The sequence below is a fragment of the Dyadobacter endophyticus genome, assembly GCF_014641595.1.
GTDB lineage: Bacteria > Bacteroidota > Bacteroidia > Cytophagales > Spirosomataceae > Dyadobacter > Dyadobacter endophyticus.
In genome coordinates this window covers 1401181-1423654 of the sequence record NZ_BMIA01000002.1, presented here as the reverse complement: position 1 = coordinate 1423654, position 22474 = coordinate 1401181, and the positions used below count along the sequence as shown (strand labels likewise).

General features: G+C 50.3%; 21 protein-coding genes. 9 read left to right on the top strand and 12 right to left on the bottom strand.

What is annotated here, in order from left to right; translation table 11 throughout:
* The first annotated feature begins 128 nt into the window (after nt 1-128).
* A complete protein-coding gene (locus IEY24_RS18025; protein WP_188934559.1) occupies nt 129-1298 on the top strand; it encodes an FG-GAP repeat domain-containing protein in 1170 nt (389 codons plus the stop codon).
* Between the two features lie 205 nt (nt 1299-1503).
* On the opposite strand, the gene IEY24_RS18020 is transcribed toward IEY24_RS18025, so the two are convergent.
* The 4 genes from IEY24_RS18020 to panD form a co-directional block, all read right to left on the bottom strand.
* Entirely contained in the window at nt 1504-2178 is a 675-nt protein-coding gene (locus IEY24_RS18020) for a zinc metallopeptidase (protein ID WP_188934557.1), read from the bottom strand.
* An 8-nt stretch (nt 2179-2186) separates the two neighbouring features.
* Nucleotides 2187-2675, bottom strand: coding sequence for a D-glycero-beta-D-manno-heptose 1-phosphate adenylyltransferase (gene rfaE2 / locus IEY24_RS18015; protein WP_188934555.1), 489 nt, complete (start codon nt 2673-2675; stop codon nt 2187-2189).
* 80 nt (nt 2676-2755) lie between these two features.
* Nucleotides 2756-3793 (bottom strand): lysylphosphatidylglycerol synthase transmembrane domain-containing protein, encoded by a 1038-nt coding sequence (locus IEY24_RS18010; protein ID WP_188934553.1) that lies wholly within the window; start codon nt 3791-3793, stop codon nt 2756-2758.
* A gap of 43 nt (nt 3794-3836) precedes the next feature.
* A complete protein-coding gene (panD, locus tag IEY24_RS18005) occupies nt 3837-4187 on the bottom strand; it encodes an aspartate 1-decarboxylase (RefSeq protein WP_188934551.1) in 351 nt (116 codons plus the stop codon).
* Between the two features lie 238 nt (nt 4188-4425).
* On the opposite strand from panD, the gene IEY24_RS18000 reads away from it, so the two are divergent.
* Nucleotides 4426-5904 (top strand): Gfo/Idh/MocA family protein, encoded by a 1479-nt coding sequence (locus IEY24_RS18000; RefSeq protein WP_188934549.1) that lies wholly within the window; start codon nt 4426-4428, stop codon nt 5902-5904.
* A 58-nt stretch (nt 5905-5962) separates the two neighbouring features.
* On the opposite strand, the gene panC is transcribed toward IEY24_RS18000, so the two are convergent.
* Nucleotides 5963-6805, bottom strand: a complete 843-nt coding sequence (panC, locus tag IEY24_RS17995; protein WP_188934547.1) for a pantoate--beta-alanine ligase — start codon at nt 6803-6805, stop codon at nt 5963-5965.
* A 206-nt stretch (nt 6806-7011) separates the two neighbouring features.
* On the opposite strand from panC, the gene IEY24_RS17990 reads away from it, so the two are divergent.
* From IEY24_RS17990 to IEY24_RS17975, 4 genes are all read left to right on the top strand, one after another.
* Nucleotides 7012-7818, top strand: coding sequence for a glycogen/starch synthase (locus tag IEY24_RS17990; RefSeq protein ID WP_090380574.1), 807 nt, complete (start codon nt 7012-7014; stop codon nt 7816-7818).
* Nucleotides 7819-8025: 207 nt separating this feature from the next.
* Nucleotides 8026-9867: a glutamine--fructose-6-phosphate transaminase (isomerizing) gene (gene glmS, locus IEY24_RS17985; RefSeq protein ID WP_188934545.1), complete on the top strand. Its 1842-nt coding sequence runs from the start codon at nt 8026-8028 to the stop codon at nt 9865-9867.
* Nucleotides 9868-9996: 129 nt separating this feature from the next.
* A complete protein-coding gene (gene gldD / locus IEY24_RS17980; RefSeq protein WP_188934543.1) occupies nt 9997-10590 on the top strand; it encodes a gliding motility lipoprotein GldD in 594 nt (197 codons plus the stop codon).
* Between the two features lie 44 nt (nt 10591-10634).
* On the top strand, nt 10635-11342 hold the full coding sequence (locus IEY24_RS17975) for a hypothetical protein (protein WP_188934541.1): 708 nt from the start codon (nt 10635-10637) through the stop codon (nt 11340-11342).
* A 3-nt stretch (nt 11343-11345) separates the two neighbouring features.
* Here the strand turns inward: IEY24_RS17975 and IEY24_RS17970 are convergent, their stop codons facing one another.
* Together IEY24_RS17970 and IEY24_RS17965 are read right to left on the bottom strand one after the other, a co-directional pair.
* On the bottom strand, nt 11346-12137 hold the full coding sequence (locus IEY24_RS17970) for an SDR family NAD(P)-dependent oxidoreductase (RefSeq protein WP_188934539.1): 792 nt from the start codon (nt 12135-12137) through the stop codon (nt 11346-11348).
* 69 nt (nt 12138-12206) lie between these two features.
* Nucleotides 12207-13925: an IlvD/Edd family dehydratase gene (locus tag IEY24_RS17965; protein WP_188934537.1), complete on the bottom strand. Its 1719-nt coding sequence runs from the start codon at nt 13923-13925 to the stop codon at nt 12207-12209.
* 150 nt (nt 13926-14075) lie between these two features.
* Between IEY24_RS17965 and IEY24_RS17960 the strand changes: the two genes are divergently transcribed.
* Nucleotides 14076-15290: a serine hydrolase gene (locus IEY24_RS17960; protein ID WP_229222558.1), complete on the top strand. Its 1215-nt coding sequence runs from the start codon at nt 14076-14078 to the stop codon at nt 15288-15290.
* Here the strand turns inward: IEY24_RS17960 and IEY24_RS17955 are convergent, their stop codons facing one another.
* Nucleotides 15291-15686, bottom strand: coding sequence for a MerC domain-containing protein (locus IEY24_RS17955; protein ID WP_188934533.1), 396 nt, complete (start codon nt 15684-15686; stop codon nt 15291-15293).
* A gap of 193 nt (nt 15687-15879) precedes the next feature.
* Between IEY24_RS17955 and IEY24_RS17950 the strand changes: the two genes are divergently transcribed.
* On the top strand, nt 15880-16290 hold the full coding sequence (locus tag IEY24_RS17950; protein ID WP_188934532.1) for a Fur family transcriptional regulator: 411 nt from the start codon (nt 15880-15882) through the stop codon (nt 16288-16290).
* Nucleotides 16291-16417: 127 nt separating this feature from the next.
* Here the strand turns inward: IEY24_RS17950 and IEY24_RS17945 are convergent, their stop codons facing one another.
* Both IEY24_RS17945 and IEY24_RS17940 read right to left on the bottom strand, forming a co-directional pair.
* Complete coding sequence (locus IEY24_RS17945) at nt 16418-16972, bottom strand: hypothetical protein (RefSeq protein WP_188934531.1); 555 nt, start codon at nt 16970-16972, stop codon at nt 16418-16420.
* A 51-nt stretch (nt 16973-17023) separates the two neighbouring features.
* Nucleotides 17024-19354 carry a TonB-dependent receptor gene (locus IEY24_RS17940; RefSeq protein WP_188934529.1) on the bottom strand — a complete coding sequence of 777 codons (2331 nt, stop codon included), beginning with the start codon at nt 19352-19354 and terminating at the stop codon, nt 17024-17026.
* A gap of 194 nt (nt 19355-19548) precedes the next feature.
* Between IEY24_RS17940 and IEY24_RS17935 the strand changes: the two genes are divergently transcribed.
* Nucleotides 19549-20274 (top strand): hypothetical protein, encoded by a 726-nt coding sequence (locus IEY24_RS17935; protein ID WP_188934527.1) that lies wholly within the window; start codon nt 19549-19551, stop codon nt 20272-20274.
* A gap of 46 nt (nt 20275-20320) precedes the next feature.
* Here IEY24_RS17935 and IEY24_RS17930 read toward each other — a convergent pair whose 3' ends face one another.
* Together IEY24_RS17930 and IEY24_RS17925 are read right to left on the bottom strand one after the other, a co-directional pair.
* Nucleotides 20321-21382 carry an NHL repeat-containing protein gene (locus IEY24_RS17930; protein WP_188934525.1) on the bottom strand — a complete coding sequence of 354 codons (1062 nt, stop codon included), beginning with the start codon at nt 21380-21382 and terminating at the stop codon, nt 20321-20323.
* Nucleotides 21383-21455: 73 nt separating this feature from the next.
* A complete protein-coding gene (locus tag IEY24_RS17925) occupies nt 21456-22415 on the bottom strand; it encodes a 1-phosphofructokinase family hexose kinase (protein ID WP_188934523.1) in 960 nt (319 codons plus the stop codon).
* Nucleotides 22416-22474 lie beyond the last annotated feature (59 nt).

Here is a 22474-nt window from a genome sequence, read left to right as displayed (position 1 = left end):
AGTAGGTAATGCAGGTCAAAGCGACACAAAAAACTGTTTTTTCAATGTCTGTGGAGTTCATTTTGAAGTATATTGTTAAAAAATAGGTCAAAACTTTTACCCATCGGCAGTGGCCGCTTTTCAGGAATATGAATAAACGATTATTGTTCTCGATAGCATTTTCAATAACTGGAAGCGCATTTGCACAAACAGCCACTTTCAACGGCGAGACGATTGATGACAAGGTAAGCATCGGCTACGGCGTGGCTTCCGGCGACGTGGATGGCGACGGGAAGCTGGATATTCTCCTGGCCGACAAGAAGGAAATCGTATGGTATAAAAATCCCGGGAAAAAAGACGGTGCCTGGACGCGCTACGTGATGGCGAAGGATCTCACCGAGCAGGATAACGTATGCATCGCCGCCCGCGACATCGATGGCGACGGGAAGGTGGAAGTGGCCGTAGGTGCAGGCTGGAATCCTTCCGAAACGAAGGATTTGAAAACGTCGGGAGCGGTATTCTATATGGTTGCCTCCGACGACCGCACCAAACCCTGGGAGCCGGTGCGCCTGCATCATGAAGTGACTATTCACAGAATGCACTGGGTCAGAAAAGCGGACGGTGAATATCAGCTGGCCGTTTTACCATTGCATGGCGAAGGAAATACCGGTGGAAACGGTGCCGGAGTAAAGCTGATCGTTTTCGATGTTCCTGAAAACAAAAAAGGTATTTGGCCCTACAATTTGATTGAAACCAACATGCACATGACCCACAACTTTCAGCCGATGGAAATTCCCGGCAGAATGGCTGGGCTGTCCATTGCCAGTAAGGAAGGCGTGCAGGTATTTCTCGACGGGGCCGACGGTTGGGCGCCCTCGGGGAACTGGATGGTGCCGGAGCGCGGGGTAGGGGAGATCAGAACTGGGAGTCTGGGCAAAAGGCAGTTATTCACCGCTACGATCGAGCCTATGCACGGCAATGAGCTGGTGGTTTATACCAAGGACGGCCGCACAGTACTCACCGACCGCATTAAGGAAGGCCACGCGCTGGCCTGCGCGGATTTCTTCGGCCAGGGCCGCGACCAGGTGGTAATGGGCTGGCGCAACCCGAATGTGACCGGCGAAACCGGTGTTCGGATCTATGTGGGAGCTGATCCCGATGGCAAGAAGTGGTCGGAATATACTTTGGATGAAAAGATCAAGATCGCCTGTGAAGACCTGCTACCAGCGGATCTGGACGGCGATGGAGATTTGGACATTATCGCCTCAGGCAGGGCGACGCATAATCTGGTGGTGTATTGGAACCAGCGGAAGAAATAGGGCTGGATTTACAGTTCATGCAAAAACGACTTCACCCTGGGCGAAGTCGAAGCAATATCACTGTCACCTTGAGCGAAGCAATGACACTGTCTCCCTGAGCGGAGTCGAAAGGCCAAGGCACCATCGCAATTATCCTTCGACTTCGCTCAGGATGACAGACGGATTTCGCTCAGGGTGACAGTATCACCTTACAATGTTTTTAGTCTTAATCGCGACGGCCCATCAGCAAGCTCACGTAGTAGAGCAACGTAGCCAAAGAACCAATCGCCGCTACGAGGTAAGTACGGGCTGCCCATTTCAATGCATCGGCAGACATAACATACTCACGTTCGTTCACAATACGGTTTTTCTGGATCCACGCCAATGCACGGTTACTCGCATCGTATTCAACCGGCAATGTGATAAAGCTGAACAATGTAGTTACCGCGAACAATGCCACACCAATCGTCAACGGAATAATCGAAGTATTGATCAGCAATACACCAATCAATATGATCCACTGCATGTATTGCGAGGCAACGCTCAGGAATGGCACCATTTGCGAGCGGAATTGCAGCCAGCTGTATGCGGTAGCATGTTGCACCGCGTGCCCGCATTCGTGGGACGCCACAGCCGCGGCCGCTACGCTACGTCCGTAATATACATCGGGACTGAGGTTGACCGTCTTATCCTGCGGATTGTAGTGGTCGGTCAGGCGTCCTTCCACGGACACCACTCTTACGTCGTAAATGCCGCTTTCCCGGAGCATGGTTTCAGCGATTTCCTTACCGCTCATTCCGTTACTCAACCCCACTTGTGAATATTCTTCAAACTTACTCTTCAAACGCCATTGCACGTAAAAGCTGACGCCCATTACGATCAAAGCAATCAAAAGTCCCATAGTTATCGTTATTTATATCCTTGTTTTATTTTCTCGATCAGTGCGGTAGTCGAGTAGCCTTGTACCAAGGCGATCGTTTTTACCTCACCTCCTCTACCCAAAACAAAATCCGCGCCAGCAATGTTCTCGACCGTATAATCGTCGCCTTTTACCAAAATGTCAGGTTTTACGGCCTCGATCAACTGACTAGGAGTCGGTTCGTCGAACAAAATGACAGCATCGATGAACGAGAGCGCTGCCATTAACCGTGCCCTTGCGTATTCATTCACCACCGGGCGGAGCGGGCCTTTGAGGCGGCTTACCGAGGCGTCGGTATTCAGGCCGAGCACCATTCTGTCGCCCAATGCACGGGCTTTTTCAAGGTAATCGATGTGCCCGAGATGCACAATATCGAAACATCCGTTGGTGAAAACAACTTTTTGTCCGGCGCGTTGCCATGCTTCAACGGTCGAGATCGCTTCTTCTAGTCTCAGGATTTTGCTTTCTGTCAAATTCATCGTAAAAGACAATATGGATTTAAGAAATGGAATAACGTAACATACTCCATTTCCATTTTTCAGGACTATTAAAGTTACAATTAGTTTGCCGCAGATACTTGCTCCGGCTCTTCGACCTTGTTTTTGTTCACAATCAGTACATACAGGAACGCCAATGCGCCGATCACGAGCATGAACAGCATTTGAGCGCCGTGGATGAATGTCGCCAATGTGATGCCGTCGTTCTGCGAAAGTCCGTAAAGCACCATCACGTTACCGACAAGGAGGTGGTAAGCACCGATCCCGCCTTGCGTTGGCGCTGTCATACCAATCGCACCGACTACGAGCAACGTCAGACCGGCCAATGGACCGAGGTCCGACGTTTCGGGGATACAGAAGAAAAGTACGTATGAAACCAGGTAGTAAAGTACCCAGATCAGGATTGTGCTGAAAATGAAAAGGCCGGGATTGCGCAGCTTACGTACGCTCAAAAGTCCTTCGAGCATGCCTTGGGCGAAGTTGACGATCTTGGAGATAATCGCATTCTGCTGCAATTTGTTACGTAATGCTGCATTCCTGAAAATAACCGTAGCCACAACTCCGATAGCAAGTAAGCCGACGATCAGAATGCTGAGCAACATGCCGCTACCCGAACCGCCGCCCTGGCTTCCGCCTATTTTGCTCTGGAAAAAATCAGTGAAGAAGGTACTAAGGCGCTCGAATTCGAGGATGAAATTCAATCCAATCATCAAAACCAATATAATGACGTCAAAAATTCGCTCGGCGACAACGGTACCGAAGCTCAAACTCACCGGAATGCGTTCGAGGCGATACAATGTCCCGCAACGCGTTACTTCGCCCATTCGGGGGACGATGTAGTTGGCAAAGTAACCGGTAAGGACCGACACCGAGCTGTTTACAATACCCGGCTTATGGTCCAGCGGCTCGATGAGCATTCCCCAGCGCCACGCACGCGTAATGTGCGCGAGCAGGAGGCAAAAGCATGATACGGCGATCCACCGCCAGTCGGATTTGGCAAAACGGTCGAGCATTTCGCTCAGGTTGATATCTTTAAACACAAACCAGAGCAGACCGCCTGCCAGGACAAGCGATATGGTGTAACGCAGTATGTTTTTCATGCTATGCTAATATGGATATATAGTGGAGGTGAAAACCGGAAGATCAGCTTACCAGATGGTTGTTATGATCCGGGAAAACCACCATCGGTTTGAAGGTTTTCGCTTCTTCCTGGCTCATGCTGCCGTACGCAATAATAATGATAATGTCGCCGATCTGCACCCTGCGGGCGGCGGCACCATTGAGGCATATCATACCCGTACCACGTTCGCCTTTAATAACATATGTGACAAAACGTTCGCCATTGTTATTGTTCACAATGTGAACCTGTTCATTCTCTATCAATCCCGCGGCGTCGATCAGATCCTCGTCGATCGTGATGCTGCCAACGTAGTTCAATTCTGCCTGAGTCACCTTAACCCGGTGAATCTTCGATTTCATTACTGTGATTTGCATTACCCGGTGGTATTGGTCTAATTGAAATGCATTACCCTTGCAAAGTTACAGGAATAATACCCAGCCATCAAAACATACTCGCCGGTGGCACAGTTCCGCGACAATTGAAATGCCGCTGTTCATGGGTTTCGTGAGAACATTATTATATTTAAGCGGGATTTAATAGTATTTGATCCTCAGTAAAAACTTATTCCTTTAATCTATATTAATCTACTTTATATTTTCATTACCAAAACCGATGAGTACAGAAAACAAACCGAAAGACGTTAACCGCCGGGACTTTCTACAGAAGACCTCCGCAGCGGCCATTGGAAGTTTTTTCATTGTTCCCCGGCACGTGCTGGGAAAAGGATATAAAGCGCCGAGCGACAAGCTCAACATCGCCGGTGTAGGCGTGGGCGGAAAAGGGTTTTCTGACACCAACAATGCATGGAACAAAGGCGCCGAAAATCTGGTGGCACTGTGCGACGTGGACTGGGGACAGCCACAAGTGAAAAAGAATTTCGAGCTGCACCCTGATGCGAAGAAGTACAAGGACTTCCGCAAGATGTTCGACGAAATGGACAAGAGCATCGATGCCGTAACGGTGTCGACTGCCGACCACATGCACGCGATCATCGCGATGGCAGCCATGCAGCGTGGCAAGCACGTGTACGTACAAAAACCCCTTACACACGATATTTACGAAGCACGCATGCTCACCGAAGCTGCGCGCAAATATAAAGTGGTAACCCAAATGGGTAACCAGGGCGCTTCCAACCCTGCGCAGAACCAGATGAAGGAATGGTTTAACAAAGGCCTCATCGGTAACGTCCACGAAGCGCATGTTTGGACCAATCGCCCGGTATGGCCGCAAGGCATTCCCGTTCCGACCGGCAAACATGAAGTGCCTGCGGATATCGATTGGGAATTGTGGGTAGGTTGTGCCGACTGGGTGGATTATAACCCCGCATGGCACCCGTTCAAATGGAGAGGCTGGTGGAATTTTGGTACCGGCGCACTGGGCGACATGGGTTGCCACCTGATCGACCCGGCGTTCCGTACGCTCGGCCTTGGTTATCCAACGGAACTCGAATGTAGCGTTGGCCAGGTGTTCATTAAGGACTGGAATGCAGAATACATTCCGGAAGGCTGCCCGCCATCGTCCCGCGTTCAATTGAAATTCCCTGCGAACAAAGTGAACAAGTCGGAAGTGACGCTGACCTGGCACGACGGTGGTCTCCGTCCGTTCCACCCGGATTTGATCCCCGCGAACGATCCGCTGGGAGAGCCGGATAGCAGCAATGGTGTGCTTTTGATTGGTGAAAAAGGTGTAATGACTTGCGGAACTTATGGTATTGCACCAAAAGTATACCTCAAAGACGGCACCAAGCTGGAATACAAACAAGGCGACTTCGGTAACAAATACACGACGATGCCGGAATTTGGTCACCACGTATCGTGGAGCGACGCTTGCAAGGCTGGTTTCAACAGCAAGGAGCACAAAGCGCTGACTTCATCATTCGATTACGCTGGTCCGTTGACGGAGACTGTGATCATGGGTAACCTCGGTATCCGCAGCTACAACCTCCGCGCCGCGAAGGCCGATGGCAAGGGTTTCGACTACCCGGGCCGCAAAAAACTGTTGTGGGATGGCAAGAACATGAAGATTACCAACTTCGACGAAGCAAACCAGTTCGTGCAACGCAAATACCGCGGCGACTGGAAATTGGCATAACAACAAAAAGAAGGCTCCGAAAGGGGCCTTCTTCATTTTAATGCGTTGGTGAGTTAAGTCAGAATACAATATTGTCGATCAGTCTTACCGGGCCCAGGAAAGCCGCTACGCAGATCGCATTGAGGCCCGCAGGGCCTATTTTTTCAATGGGTAGCAGGGTTTTGATATCGATTACCTCAAAATAGTCGAGGGTAAATTCTTTGATCTTCGCAAATTCACTTTTTGCCCAACCGATTACTTCGCTTACCTGCCTTCCCGTGCGCAGGTCTTCGCCCGCCGCTGCGAGTATGCGGTAGATGTGCGGCGCTATCGCGCGTTCAGCTGCGTTCAGACGCGTGTTACGTGAGGACATCGCCAGTCCGTCCCTTTCGCGAACGGTGGGGCATATCACCAGCTCAAATCCGAACCCGAGGTCGCTGATCAGCTGGCGTACTACCGACACCTGTTGCAAGTCTTTCTGCCCGAAATACGCCCGGTGCGGCTTTACAATATTAAAGAGCTTCGAAACAACAATGCCCACGCCATTGAAATGCCCGGGGCGGGATGCGCCTTCCATTACAGTTTCCAATGCGCCGAAGTTCATTTTAACGACGGGCTGCTCGGGATACATTTCTTCTACGGATGGCGCAAAGACAGCAGAGCAGCCTGCCTCTTCGAGCATGGCACGGTCTGCTTCAAACGTTCTCGGGTATTTGGCCAGGTCCTCGGGGTTGTTGAACTGAGTCGGATTCACAAATACGCTGCAAATGACGATATCAGTGTCTTTTTTTGCGGCTTCAATCAGCGAAATGTGGCCTTTGTGAAGGGCTCCCATCGTGGGGACGAGGCCTATGGTTTTTTGCTGTAAAACTTGCTGATCCAGGTATTGGCGGAGGCTTTTGACCGAAGTGAATACTTCCATGTAAAATTCGAAAACTGAGGGAGTAACCTGCGGGCTACGATTGCTTTTTCAAGATAGCATCATTCGTAAAGCAGATTATGGAAACATCAGGACACGGAAATCCCAAACTGGGCGCAATATGACAATTAGTTTGGAATATCTTTTGAAATTGCCATTTTTTTTGTATAATTTTGCAAAACTTTTTTTCACAAACTGCTAAAAGATCTATGGAGAAACTACGAATTTTGTATGTAGCCAGTGAAATCAATCCCTTCCTCCAAACAACCGATGTTGCCGATTACGTAAGGAAGCTTCCTCAGGCAATGCAGGAAAGAGGGGCAGAAATCAGGATACTCGTTCCGCGTTTCGGTCTTATCAACGAACGCAAAAACAGGCTTCATGAAGTAGTTCGACTGTCAGGAATCAATATTACCGTAGGAGATGAAGAAAAGCCGCTGATCATCAAAGTAGCTTCGATTCCAAATGCGAAGTTGCAGGTCTATTTCATAGATAACGATGATTACTTCCATCGCAAATCCGTATTCTTCGATAAGGAAAACAACTTCTTCGACGACAACGACGAGCGCGCGATCTTCTTTTGCAAGGGTGTTTTGGAAACAGTTAAAAAACTGGGATGGGCTCCGGACGTGGTGCACTGTAATGACTGGATGACGGCTCTGATTCCATTGTACCTTAAAACCACTTACCGTAACGATCCGATGTTTAAGGATACGAAAAGTGTGTTTACCGTACATAATAATGCATTTGACTATAAATTCGATGCCGATTTGCAGAGCAAAGCCAAGGCAATGGACGTGAGTGATGAGGCGCTGGCGCATTTGCATTCTGCCGATTTCGAAGGTTTTGTAAAAATCGGATGTGCTTATGCCGACGCGGTGCTGAAAGCCGAGGAGCATTGCAGCGCGAGTCTCAATGAAATTTTCAACAATGCGCCGAAACGCGTTCAGCTCGATGAGCAGGATGAGAATTTCTCGGAGTCGTATTACAATCTCTATAATGATCTGGTAAGCTAACAGATAGATTTCACAACGCGGAAAAGCCGGCGATTCTCAGAGTCGCCGGCTTTTTTGTGTTTTTCAGGAATGTTTCGCGTGTTCGAGCACTTTCTATAAATTGGATATTTTTTAGTATTTAATTAAAAATTAGCTTGCTAACGACCACCGATTGCCATTTATTTGCCTAGTCTAGAACATACACAAAAATTAAAATATTTTAAGAATATGTGCGGAATTGTGGCTTATGTTGGAAACAGGGAGGCATACCCTTTGATTTTAAAGGGACTGAAACGTCTGGAATATCGTGGTTATGATAGTTCGGGAGTAGCGTTGCTCGAAAATAGCGAATTGAATATTTACAAGAAAAAGGGGAAGGTGTCGGACCTCGAATCGGAGCTGGCAGGAAAGCATCTTACCGCTACGATCGGCATCGGCCACACGCGCTGGGCCACGCACGGCGAGCCTAATGACGTAAATGCCCACCCGCATTATTCAAACAACCGCCGCCTGTCCATTATCCACAACGGCATTATCGAGAATTACGCGTCGATCAAACAAAACCTGATTGGCAAAGGTCACAAGTTTCTGAGCGACACAGATACCGAAGTACTGATCCATTTCATCGAAGATGTCCAGAAAGAAACGGGTGCTACGCTCGAAGCTGCCGTGCGGCTTGCATTGAAAGAAGTTGTGGGCGCATATGCCATCGTCGTCATGTCGGTCGACCATCCTGGTCAGCTCATTGCGGCCCGCAAAGGCAGCCCACTGGTGATCGGGATAGGCGAGGGCGAATTCTTCTTCGCTTCGGATGCCACACCCATTGTGGAATACACAAAAGACGTCGTTTACCTTGACGATTATGAAGTAGCGGTAATCAGCGACGGCAAACTGAGCATTCAGCACCTTGAAAGTACCAAAGAGACCATTCCATACATTCAAAAGCTCGAAATGGAGCTGGAAACCATCGAGAAAGGCGGTTACGACCATTTCATGATCAAAGAAATCTTCGAACAGCCCCGCTCTATTGCCGACTCCATGCGCGGTCGCCTGCGTGCGGACGACGCGCACCTGCAACTCGGCGGACTGAACGACTACCTCGATAAGCTCGCCCAATCCGACCGCGTGGTGATCGTAGGCTGTGGTACTTCATGGCATGCCGGCTTGGTAGCCGAATACCTTTTCGAAGAGTTGGCGCGGATCAATGTGGAGGTAGAATATGCCTCCGAGTTCCGCTATCGTAACCCGGTCATTAAAGAAAACGACATTGTAATAGCCATTTCCCAATCGGGCGAAACAGCGGATACCCTTGCGGCGATTGAGCTCGCAAAATCCAAAGGGGCTACGATATTCGGAGTATGCAACGTGGTTGGGTCTTCCATCGCCCGTGCTACGCATGCAGGCGCTTATACACACGCGGGCCCGGAAATCGGCGTGGCCAGTACGAAGGCATTTACTGCCCAGGTGACTGTGCTTACGCTGATGGCCATTGCCGTAGCGAAACGAAAAGGTACGATTTCGGAAGAAACCTACCGCCAGCTGCTGATCGAGCTCGAAACGATCCCGGCGAAGGTGGGGCGGGTTTTTGAAAATGCGGCTAAAATCAAGGAGATCGCATTCATATTCACATATGCGCGCAACTTCATTTATCTGGGACGTGGATTGAATTTTCCTGTGGCGCTGGAAGGGGCATTGAAGCTCAAAGAAATTTCCTACATCCACGCCGAGGGTTATCCCGCCGCGGAGATGAAACACGGCCCGATCGCACTGATCGACGAGGATATGCCGGTAGTTTTCCTGGCTACGAAGGACAGTTCCTATGAAAAGATCGTGTCCAATATCCAGGAAGTGAAAGCACGCAAAGGCCGTGTAATCGCGATCGTGACGGAAGGCGACACATTAATCCCCGGGATGGTCGATTTTGTGATCGAAGTGCCCAATACCCATGAAATTCTGACGCCGCTTGTTTCCGTGATCCCGCTGCAACTGCTTTCGTATTATATCGCAGTAATGCGGGGCCGGAATGTCGACCAGCCAAGAAATCTTGCCAAATCGGTTACCGTCGAGTAACAGAGGAGGGCGCCGGAGAGCGGGACTATCAGCGATAGTTTCGCTTTTTTGTTTTCACAGGTTTCAGATAAAATTAATATAAAGCTGTTTTCGTTAGTTTTGCGCAAGTTTGCCAACGGGACCAACTCTATGTACAGATTCATTTTTAGCATTATACTGCCTGCTTCACTGTTCTTAATGTCGGGCTGTAAAAAAGAAGGGCAGCAAAATTACGTTCCGAAACCCAAAGGCTACAACCGCATTGACCTTCCCGCACACAGCTACCGGCAGCTCCCCGAAAAGTATCCCTACACATTTCAATATTCCAAATATGCGGTGGTGGAGCCGGATACATTTAAAATGGCGGGGAAAGACTGGATTTTTATCAGTTATCCGCAGTTTAAGGCTAATATTCAAATTACCTACAAGCCGCTCGGCAACAACCCGGCTTTGCTGAAAGCTTTTATCGACGATAGTTACAAATTGGCAAGTAAGCATCAGATCAGGGCTTCGTCGATCCAGGAGCAGCGTGTTTTGAGCAAATCGGGACGGACGGCTTTGTTGTTCAGGATTGAAGGCGATGTGCCTAGTCCGTACCAGTTTTATACTACCGACAGTACAGGGCATTTCATGAGGGGCGCGATTTACTTCCCGACGGCCACCAAAAATGATTCGCTGGCACCCGTCATCGATTATCTGCAGGCCGACATGGTTCAGCTCCTGAACACCTTGGAGTGGCGATAAAATTGCCTTATATTTGAAACTCACGCCTCAACAACGATCCCGACATGCCCAGAAAGCAACCCAAAAACCAGCTTCTTCTTGATTATTCCGTCCGCGGTAACCGCATCGTCCTGCATTTGGGACAGGTAGAAAGCCAACGGATCACGAATCAGCTTTTTGAAGGTTTGGTGAACGGTGACTGGATGATCGAACCGGCTGGCGAGGTGGCCGACATTTCCTACGCGCAGGATATTGTGCATCAGATCGGGCATAAATTACCATATCCCGAAGGCATCAAGATCGCACAACTGCATAAAGTGGACCCGCTTTTCAAGGGCTTCTCGGCGATCTACCATCAGAAAGGCTGGGTTTTCGTGAATGCGGCTTCGGATATCAACGAGCGCAATTACCACATTCATTTGCTTACGGTCTCGCTCGGTTTGCACACGATCTACGCGAACACGGCATCGCTCGCTACCCGCTCGGAGCAGCTTATTTTCGAAGCGTTGCTGCCTTTTGAAGAAGTAGAAAGCTTTTTCAGGAATGATATTTCCAAAATACCGGGCTTCCTGGCGTCCGATATTGCCAATTTCTTCAAAGTGCCATTCCCGATGGTGCTGAAAAGGGCATTGACTTTAAAGATTATCACCGACGATCAGTACCGCAGCTTTATGACCGTCAACCCAAGCACCGCTGCCAAGCCACGCGAGTTGTTCTTTTCAAAAGACGGAACGATCGATGACCTGGAAGCGCAGCTTTTTTCGGGGGAATAGGGGCTACTTCACATTCATATTACTCAAATCCGGCAGGGGACTCACGGAAGTCCAACCGCCGTCGACGATCAGGCTTTGCCCTGTGATATGGCCCGAATGCGGCGATAGCAGGAACAATGCGGCATTGGCAATGTCCTCACAAATCGCGGGACGGCCCATGGGCGTAATCGCCGACCATGTTTTAGGATAAGTAGGATCTTCCGCCAGTGTCCGCTCGGTTAAAGTTGCTCCCGGCGCCACGGCGTTGATCGTAATCCCATGCGGGGAGAGCTCAATCACGAGGTTTTTGGCCAGCATTTCAAGCCCGGCTTTGGTCATCGCATAAGCGCCCAGGAACTGGTGTGCCTGATGGCCTACCACGGACGACATCAGTAATATCCTGCCGCCTGATTTCTGCTTCCGCATTTGCTTTGCAGCGGCCTGCGTGAGCAGGAACGAGCCCATTAGATTCACTTCCAGTACTTTCCGCAGATTTTCGGCCGGGTATTCGAAGAAATCACCAAAAAGCGTAATACCTGCATTACAAACGGTCAGTGTCAGTTTACCAAAGCATTTGACGGCCTCGTCGACCATCGCGTCGATCACTTCCGGCTGGGAAGCGTCCCCTGCGAAGGCCACGCATTCGCCTTCCTTGTTCCGTATTTTCTTGGCTGCCTCAGCGGCGAGGGCTTTGTTGGTATCGTTCAGGATAACGCCGGCACCCTGGCAAGCCAGTTGCTTCGCTATTTCAAACCCGATGCCCTGTCCGGCACCGGTTACAATCGCGACCTGGTTATCAAAAAGTTGGCTACTCATTGCAATGCTGAATTTTGAAGGTGGTAATGCGGCGGCCGGCGATCCGGGTAAAGCTGCATTACCAGCCTGTTAATGCGAATCTCTTGTTACTTTATCGCCCGAACCGCCTTTGAGGAAGTCGAGGTCGGCGCCTTCGTGCGCCTGCGTTACGTGGGCGATGTGCAGGTGTACGTAACCCCGGTTATAGCCCAGTTCAAGTGGTTTCCAGAGTTGCCTGCGACGCGCCAGTTCTTCGTTCGACACTTCCAGATGCAGCTTTCTGTTCTCCACATCCAGTTCAATATAGTCGCCGTCCTGTACCAAAGCAAGGTTGCCGCCCACGGCAGCTTCCGGCGACACGTGCAAAACTACCGTTCCAAACCCCGTCCCGCTCATTCGTCCGTCGGAAATGCGTACCATGTCGATCACACCCTGCGCGAGCAACTTTTTAGGTAACGACATATTTCCGACCTCCGGCATGCCCGGGTAGCCTTTCGGCCCTACATTTTTCAATACCAATATGCTGTTTTCATCCACGTCGAGGTTCGGATCGTCTAGGCGGAGCTTATAATCATCAATATCCTCAAATACGATGGCCTTGCCGCGGTGTTGCATCAGTTCTGGTTTCAGCGAGGCCGATGGTTTGATCACCGCGCCATTCTCGCAAAGGTTCCCGCGCACGACGGCCAATCCCGTCAGGTCTTTAATCGGTTCCTCCATCGTGCCGATCACTTCCGGATTGAAGCATTCCGCGCTCGCCGAGTTTTCAGCCATTGTTTTACCATTAGCCGTGATGACCGACTGGTGCAAAATGGCACTAAGCTCTTTGATGACGACCGGCAAGCCTCCCGCATAATAGAAATCTTCCATAAAATAGCCACCCGAAGGTTGCAAATTGAGCAACAGCGGCACTTTTTTACAGAGATCATTGAAATCATCCAAATGTAAATCCACACCAATGCGTCCCGCAATCGCGAGCAAGTGGATCACAAAATTGGTCGAGCCGCCAATGGCCGCATTGATCATGATCGCATTCTCGAATGCCTCGCGGGTAAGGATTTGCGAAAGCCGCAGGTCCTCCTTCACCATATCCACAATGCGCCGGCCCGACAAATGTGCCAGTACCTTCCGCCGCGAATCCGCCGCGGGTATCGCCGCATTTTCAGGTAATGTGAGCCCCAGCGATTCTACCATACAGGCCATCGTGGAAGCAGTACCCATTACCGCGCAGTGGCCGTCGCTGCGGCACATACATGCCTCGGCGGTGTAGAGTTCTTCCTGCGTGAGCTCGCCCTTGCGGTGCAATTCGCTGAAACGCCACACGTCGGAGGTACCGATGGTTTTACCGCGATAACGACCTGTCAGCATCGGTCCGCCGGAAACGACGATGGTCGGGATATCCACACTCGCAGCACCCATCACCAGTGAAGGCGTTGTTTTGTCACAACCGCAAAGGAGTACCACGCCGTCGATCGGGTTCGCGCGGATGGATTCTTCCACGTCCATACTCGCGAGGTTACGGTAGAGCATTGCCGTGGGCTTAATGAGCGTTTCTCCCAATGACATCACGGGGAATTCGAGCGGAAAGCCGCCTGCTTCCCACACACCGCGTTTCACGGATTCGGCCAGCTCACGGAAATGCCCGTTGCAGGGTGTCAGCTCAGAAAATGTATTACAAATGCCGATTACCGGCCGTCCTTCAAACTCATCAGCGGGATAGCCCTGGTTTTTCATCCAGGCACGGTAAATGAATCCATCCTTACCCGATTTACCAAACCAGCCCCTGCTGCGTAACTTGTTTTCTTCCATTATTCGCCCTATTTTATGTCTGATAGGTAAAGGACGCAGGGAGTAAAAACTAATTCCGAACGCCCTTTAAAATAAAAAATCGTATATTCGGCTAACACGTGCCCGGTCTGTTCCATGCTTTTTTTTAGAAATTATAAACTGTTGCTTCTCTTGTCTTTACAGCTGGCCGCCCTGCCAATTCATGCACAGTACCAGGCAGATAATTTCATCGAAAAACTCTTAAAAAAGCACCCCGAGCGCTTCTCGCAGATCCTGCAAAACCCTGAAAAATACAAGGTGCAGGTCCTCTATACGAAGATCGACAGGAATAAAAACAACGTCCCGCACTTTACTACGCATGGTTACCGGGTAAATACCGGCGAATATTTTTATCCGGCAAGCACGGTGAAACTACCGGCAGTCGCACTCGCATTTGAGAAACTGAACAAGTTGGGCATCGACAAGTACACGCCGATGTTTATCGACGCGGTAAGACCAGAGCAAACGGCGGTGAAGTCTGACACGAGTGCGGAAAACGGATTGCCCTCGGTGGCGCATTATGCCAAAAAGATATTGCTGGCGAGTGATAATGACGCATTCAACAGGCTTTACGAGTTTATCGGCCAACAGGAGTTTAACGACAGCCTGCATAAGAAAGGTTTTAAAGAAAGCCGTATTCTCCACCGTCTCGAATCGCCGATAGGGCCGGAAAATAATCGCTATACCAATCCTGTTCATTTTGAAAAGGACGGCAGGATCGTTTTCGATCAGCCTGCGAAGTATAATGAGAAAGAATACAATGCGCCCGGGCCTGTGCTGTTGGGCAAAGGTTATATGAAAGACGGTGCTTTGGTGAACGAGCCATTTGATTTTACAAAAAAGAACTTTTTCCCGCTCGAAGAACAGCACCGCTTGCTAAAAACGCTCTTTTTCCCGGACCAGGTGCCGGCGTCGCAGCGGTTCAACCTGACGGACGACGATTACCGGTTTATGTACCAGTACATGTCACAGTTCCCGGTCGAAACGACGTACCCTGCCAGCTATACCGATGATTACTACGATGGTTTTGTGAAATTCCTGCTTTTCGGCGCTACCAAAACGCGCCTGCCACGCCATATACGCCTCTTCAACAAATGCGGCGATGCGTACGGCTTCCTGCTCGACAATGCCTATGTCGCCGATTTTGAGAAGGGAATAGAGTTTATGGTAACCGCCGTAATCTACTGCAACGAGGACGGGGTTTTCAACGACGACAAATACGATTACGAAACGGTGGGCTTCCCGTTCATGGCCAATCTGGGTAAAACGATTTTTGAATACGAACTGGAAAGGAAACACGCCAACCGTCCCGATCTGAGCCGGTTCGAAGTGGAATATGATAAATGATCAGCGGGTTTTGAACTTCAACCGCGGTGCAATCTGACAAATGTAGAGGTTAATCAGGTGACCCGCGATCAATAATCCGGAACCTGCGTAACCCAGCCAGGAGAAAGCCTGATGCCGGCCTTCGAAAATCAATGAAACGGAGAAAATCGCCAATGCGCTCCAGAGCAGGATGCGAATGCCTAGCGAGCGGTGATCGCGCGTGGCGTAGTAAACCGCGATGCCGTTGATGAGGATAAAGAAATAATCGAGGGAAATAAAGCCGATATGCGAATGGTTATGCGTAGCCACCGACGAGCCGAACGCCAATGCAGGAACCAGTATACAATGGATAATGCACAACACAGATCCTAAGATCCCAATGTAGTCGGCCCTGCCATGTGAGTGTACTGCTTTCATTTTCCTACATACAATGATGTTGCAAAAATAACACCCTTGGTCCGAACTTGCAACGGGGTTGCAGAATATTTTTCGAGTCTACGTATCCGGTCAAGGAAAGTGTAATCAGAATCCTTGGAATTTGAACTGGTTAGAACTTAACTTTGATGCGAAGGGTTTTAGAAGGGAGGAATTTATCAAACTGTTGGAAACAATGGACCAGTTAAGAGATACGCTGAAAGTACACCACCTGCGGACGACCACGTGCCGGGAAGATGTGCTTTCAACATTTATCAATCGGAAGAACGCATTATCGCACGGTGATCTGGAAGGAGCGTTAGGAGAGAATTACGACCGTGTTACGATATACAGAACACTCAAAACGTTCCTCGAAAAAGGCATTATACACAAGGTTCTGGACGACGAGGGACTGCGTTACGCATTATGCTCGCACAGCTGTTCGGAAGAAAAGCACCAGCACGACCACATCCATTTCAAATGCAGTGCGTGTGGTGAAACCAATTGCCTCGAAAACTTACACATTCCGGCCGTACAACTGCCGGAGGGTTACTTCCCCGAGCATTTCAATCTGCTGATACAGGGCGTTTGTCCCAAATGCAATTAAACAAAAAGAGCAAAATCGAACTTCGTTGTCACCCTGAGCGCAGTCGAAGGGCATTTGCATCATGCATTTACCCTTCGACTGCGTTCAGGGTGACAACCTGATCATATTTGATACAACGCTCTTCGTTTTACTTCACCTTCAATATAAAATCCAGATTTACATCGTCGCTGCCTGGCGTCGGAGTGCCGTTTTTCGCACCTGGCTGGTGGCGTAGCTGCACTTTCAGCTTTCCATCGCCGGCTGCACCGGTTTTTGCAGAGCCTGTGAGACCGATAGGATAGTTGTTTTTGTCCTTATCGCCGTAAGTATAAGTCAGCAGCGCGGCCGGAGTGGGTGTGTACACAAAAAGGTGCTCGAAGGACTCTTCTTCCACTTCCTTGGTAATATCGTCAACCGGTGATTTGCTTTCGTCAAGCAGTTCGATAGCCAACGTGTAAGTCGTATTCGGTTTTAACGAAATGGTATCGAATTTGGTAGGTGCGTTACCGCCATCGCCGTCAGGGTCCTTGTAGGAAAAAGTACTGACGTTGGAAGTGCCTTGCTCGGTGAATTTCAATGTGACGGAAGTGATCAGCTCATTCTCGTCGTCCGGCTCTACATCATCGCCTGAATCTTTGCATTGTACAAAGGCCATTGTCATACCGGCGAGCAGCATCCAGGTCAACTTACGGTTCATTTTCATACGTAATAGGTTTAAATATTGTATTAAAATTCATTTTTGGGCCGGGCTTCGTTAAGTGCCGAACTTCCATTTCAGGCGGAGCGACGCATTACGGCCCATATCGTCGGCGTAATAGCGGAAGCGGTTCAGGTAATCCCTGTAAACGGTATTGAACAGGTTCTGCACATTGATACCGATTTCCAGCTGCTGTTTTTCCGAAACTTTCAGGGTCGCGCCGGCTTGCAGGCTCCAAAGGGAATAGGCCTTCGGCGGAGGCAGGAAGTCGCTGTTTGGAGGAACACGTTTCTGCTCGGCTACCAGCAGGTTCCCGACTGAAATGAAGCCGTCCTTCCATTTGCCGCGGTCGGCGAGCTGGTATTTCAGCTGATTGTCCAGCCGGTTCGGCGCGATCATGACCAGGTAACCGTCGTTACGCTCGTCGTACACGCGCAGGTAGGTGAGCTTGCTCGAAATGGTGGTGCGCTTCACAAACTCCCAGCTTCCCGACACGTCGATGCCTTTGAAAGAAGCGTCGGTTTGGGTGTATTTGAAATACGGAAATGCTCCACGGATCGTCAGAATAGGCTCCGGCTGCGGCTTTAAGTATATAAAATCAAAAATGTAATTGTAATAACCTCCTACTTCCAAGCTCCATTTAGGTGCGGCGTATTTCACGCTGGCAATGGAATTGAGGGCTTTTTCGGGTTGTAAAGTAGCATCGCCTTTCTCGTACGCGGCCGCGCCGTGGTGTACGCCGTCGCTGAACAGCTCGCTCACATTAGGCGCGCGCCAGGCTGTACCCACGTTCATACGCGCGGAAAAGCGTTCGGAAAAATTACGGGTAGCGCCCGCCGTCCCCGAAAAATTGCCGAAATCGAAATGGTCAGCGATCTTCTCGCGGTTCACGATCCGGTAGGTTTTCAGCATTCGATAGTCATACCGCAGACCGGCTTCGAGCTCCCATTTGCTGGTTACATACCGCTCGATCCAGAACAAGCCCACATTGAACAGGTTGAAGTTGGGGATCAGCGGGCGCCCGCTCATGAGGTTGTATTGGTATAATGTACTTACACCAACTTGCCCGCTGATTTTCCCGGCAACAGGTTTGTGGTCCCAAACCACGTCGTTTGTCAATGAAGTGAGTTTGAAAGTCAGCTCAGGATGGTTGAGCGCCGCTATACTATCGTTGCGCGGGCGATGCAGGTCGAACTCGTTACGGTTGTTGTACTGCCGCGCGATTGTCCATTGCAGCCGGTTGCCATCCTTGAAATGGTAATGTGTTTCGGCTTTAAGCAGTTCGTGGGTCGCATTCTGGTTGGGCCGGTTAATAGCATAGCTGAACCCGGATTTGACGAACGGCTCACCATTATTGATAACGTTCAGCAAATCAGTGACGCTGCCGATGTGCGAGCCGGAGAAAATGCCGATCTGCGTATCAAAACGGCTGTAAAACACATCGATGCCCAGGCCCTTATTGCGGTAACCTGCCGCCAGCGAAAAGTTGTTTTCACTGATCCCCGTGTTATCCAGGAAATAATTGGGTGTGCGGATATTCCCCCCCCGTTTGATCGTCCCCTGTGCGCGCCAGCCAAAGCCTTTTACAAAGTTCAGCCCGCCTTGCACAGTACCTGATAATACGCCTTGCCGGCCGTTGGAAAAGCCCACCGCATTCAGTTCGCCGGTAATGGGTTTGTCGACAGGCAGCTCTTCCGGCTCTACTAAAATGACGCCGCCAATCGCATCGGAGCCATAACGAACACCGGCGGCACCCTTCACGACCGATATTCTGGTTGCAATAAAAGGGTCGATTTCCGGTGCGTGCTCCGAGCCCCATTGCTGGCCTTCCTGGCGAATGCCGTTGTTCATAATGAGCACGCGGTTGCTGTGCAGGCCGTGGATGACCGGTTTGGCAATGGAAGAGCCGGTTTGCAAAGTGGTAATACCAGCAACGCCTTTCAGGCTCTCGCCCAACGTCTGCCCCCGTGTTTTGTCCAGATCGGCACCCGAAATAGTGGTTAATGGCTGCGAGGAAGGTGCATCGGTGCGGTGCGCCGTGATTTCCACATCGTGCAAATGCATTTCCTGTTCGAGCAGGTTAAAGTTCTCCTCATGTCCGGCCGTCAGGTCGACTTTTTGCTGAAATGGACTGTAACCTATAATGCGGCATTCGAGCGTATAATTTCCGGGACACAGGTTCCTTAGTTCATAACGGCCATTCTCGTCCGTGAAAACACCATTGCTTTGCCCGACGATCAGCACGGTGGCACCCACAATGGGCTGGCCGGTGTGCCTGTCCTTCACCACGCCTTTCACAAAGCACTCGCATGCCGGCTTCTGCGCAATGGCCATGACCGAAAGCAAGGCCAGCAGGGAGGTAAGGATAAAGTTTTTGGTGAAAGACATTGGTGACGGTTCGAAGCGGGTTACATTCTTTTTGTTACAACGTTGCAAAAATAAGATGATTGCAACTGTGTTGCAATTAAAATCGGGAAGTATTTTCTCAAATTTTCAATGGATTAGGCTCTTAAATGTAAATTTGTCCTTCATTTTGCCGCATCAAATCATTGTCCGACCTGCTTTTAACCAAAATTATGCTCATGCCCCCGCTTATTGCCGGGGTAACGATGGCTGTTCGTAAATGGGGTGAGGGGCTTGGCGGGTGGATCGGCGGGTTTCCGTGGGTGGCCGGGCCGATCTCTTTCTTTATCGCATTGGAACACGGCGCTGCATTCGCGGCGTCGACGATCACTTCCGCATTGCTGGGGTCTGTTGGAACAATGCTTTTTGCATTGGTGTATGCGACGCTTTCGTCAAGAATGCGCTGGTTGCCGACGGTGCTGCTTAGTTACGGGGCATTTTTTGTGGTTGCATTACTCTCTTTGGGACGAGATATTTCCCTTGCGGCAGGGGTTGGACTCAATATGGTGGTGCTGACACTCGTCTTGTATTTTTTTCCAAAACCAAAAACAAAGGCTGATTTCAAGAAACAGCCTTCGTGGGATATTCCGCTAAGAATGCTGGTAGCGACGCTTTTCGTGGTAGCGCTCACACAAGCCGCTGATTACCTCGGCCCGACTTGGAGCGGGATATTGACGCCATTTCCGATCATGACCTCCACATTGGCAGTTTTCACGCATTCGCAGCAGGGCTCCGACGCGGCGATCAGGATATTATACGGCCTGTTGCTGGCGGGTTACGGATTCGTCGCTTTCCTGGTGGGTGTGGCGTGGCTGGTGCCGCAAATGCCGATTGGAGTCGCCTATGGCATTCTCACCGTGTCGACAATGGTGGTGAACGGGATCACCATAAAACTGATCCGCTAGCATTTGCCAACGGATCAGCTGTCTTGTTTGACAAAGGCCCTATTGCTTAAACTCTTTCCAGTTTCACCGGATACGTTTTCTTCGCATTCCACTGGCACACATAAATATTGTGGTCATTATCGACGCAAACATCGTGGCAATGCATGAATATCGGTTTCTCCTGTAACATCAGTTGCAGTTCCCCGTTTTTGTACTCTGGTTTGGTACCGCCGGGGTTTGATATCACCTTGTTGGATTTATCGATAATCGTTACGAAGCCTGAATTAGGCGTTTGGTTCAGATAACGCAGGCGTGACCAGCAAACACCGGCGTAAAGCGTGTCGTCCTTGAAAACCGGCCGGCAAACATATGCGCCGGGCAGGAATATGGTGCTGAGGTATTTGCCGTCCAATGTAAATTTCTTGAATGCATTGTGCGCGCGCGAGGTGACGATGAGCGTCGGGTTGGCTTTGTCGCGGTAATCGATCGCGATGCCGTGAGCGGTTGAGAATTGCGCGTCGCCGTCGCCCGAACCACCGAACTTATCGATAAATTCGCCTTTGGGTGTGTATCTCAAAATCCATTGTGAGCCGTAACCGTCGGCAATGTAAATGGTACCGTCGGGGCCGATGGCTGTTTCGGTGGGTTTGAATGGGTCGGCTTCTTTATAGGCCCCCACTTTCGAGGGGTGTTCGATCGTCAGCAGGATTTTTCCCTTCAAATCCGTTTTGAAGACTTTGCCGATATTCGGATCGCTGATGAACAGAAATTCCTCTCCGTTGGCATTCCACAATGTCAGACCATGCCCTCCCGGAAATTCGTGTCCCCAGCTTTCGAGCAGCTTGCCCGACCGATCGTAGATCAGGATATTGTTTTTGACTTCATCTCCGACCATAATCAGCCTGCCTTTACTGTCCTGCACCATTTCATGACAGTTGTTGACCGGGAACTGTGACGCATCGAGGTTGCCCCAGCCCTGGTGTACCTTATAGCGGTGGCTACCATGGCCAATTACCTCGCCATCCACTTTGGGCTTGGCGTGAAGGATATAGAATGGCTTGAAAGTAAGGGCGGCGGCAGTTGCTGCGGTAATCTTGGCGAACTGACGGCGAGAATGTGTTTCGGACATGACAAATCTTTTTAATTTTTTTAAAAAAGACCGTAGCTCCGATTTCTTACTATTTGTTCGTACATAGTTTTGATTAGCTGGCCGAGTATCGTTTTCCGTAGCGGTTCAGCCAGTCGAGGAGGCGGTTTACATCTTGCATTCTAAACAGCTCGCTGCCAGAGTTCATAGTGGCGGCGGTACCGCATGCAACCCCCATTCGTACGGCTTCGCGGTAGGATTTGCCTTGCGACAATGTCCATACAATGCCTGCCAGCATACTGTCACCGGCGCCTACCGTGCTTTTGGGTTGAACCGGCGGGGCTGGGATGTGCTCTACCTGGTCTTCAGTGACGAGCATCGCGCCCATTGCGCCCATAGACACGATTACGATCTCGCATTGCCCACGTATGATGAGTGCACGCGCCGCGTCGTCGACCTCGTCCATTTCCAGCTTATCGACTCCCACCAGCTCGCTGAGCTCGATGATGTTTGGCTTTAACAGATATACGCCAGCCTCCGTGGCATACCGAAGTGCGTCGCCGGAAGTATCGGCAATGAACCGTGCCCCCTGATTATGGGCTATTTTAGCGATTTGTCCGTAAAAATCGGAGGGCACCCCCGGAGGAAGGCTGCCGCTGGCGATAATGTAAGATGGTTTAGGGTCAAGCTCCTCCATGGTTTCGAGGATTGCACGCACTTCGGTCGGCATCATTTCGGTGCCGGGCATTCCGAAGCGGTACTGGAAACCCGTGCTTGTTTCGAGCACGTGAAAGTTTTCGCGCGTCCATTGTTTGGTTTCGATCACCATTGTTTCCACGCCCTCGCTTTTTACGAGCTTGTGCAGCCGCTGGCCCGTAGGGCCGCCGACGGTAAAAATCGCGATCGGGTTGCCTCCGAGGCGGTGAATGGCCTTGGCTACGTTAATACCTCCGCCTCCCGCCTCAAAATTAGGTGTTTCGCAACGCAGTTTGTTATCGGGAACAATGCGCGATACATTGGAGCTTTTGTCGAGCGCGGGATTCATTGTAAGTGTTACAATCGGTCCGGTAGCCATAGGAGTACGGTGTCTGGTGAACTATTTTACGCGAATAAAAGAAAAAAAGCGATTCTCTC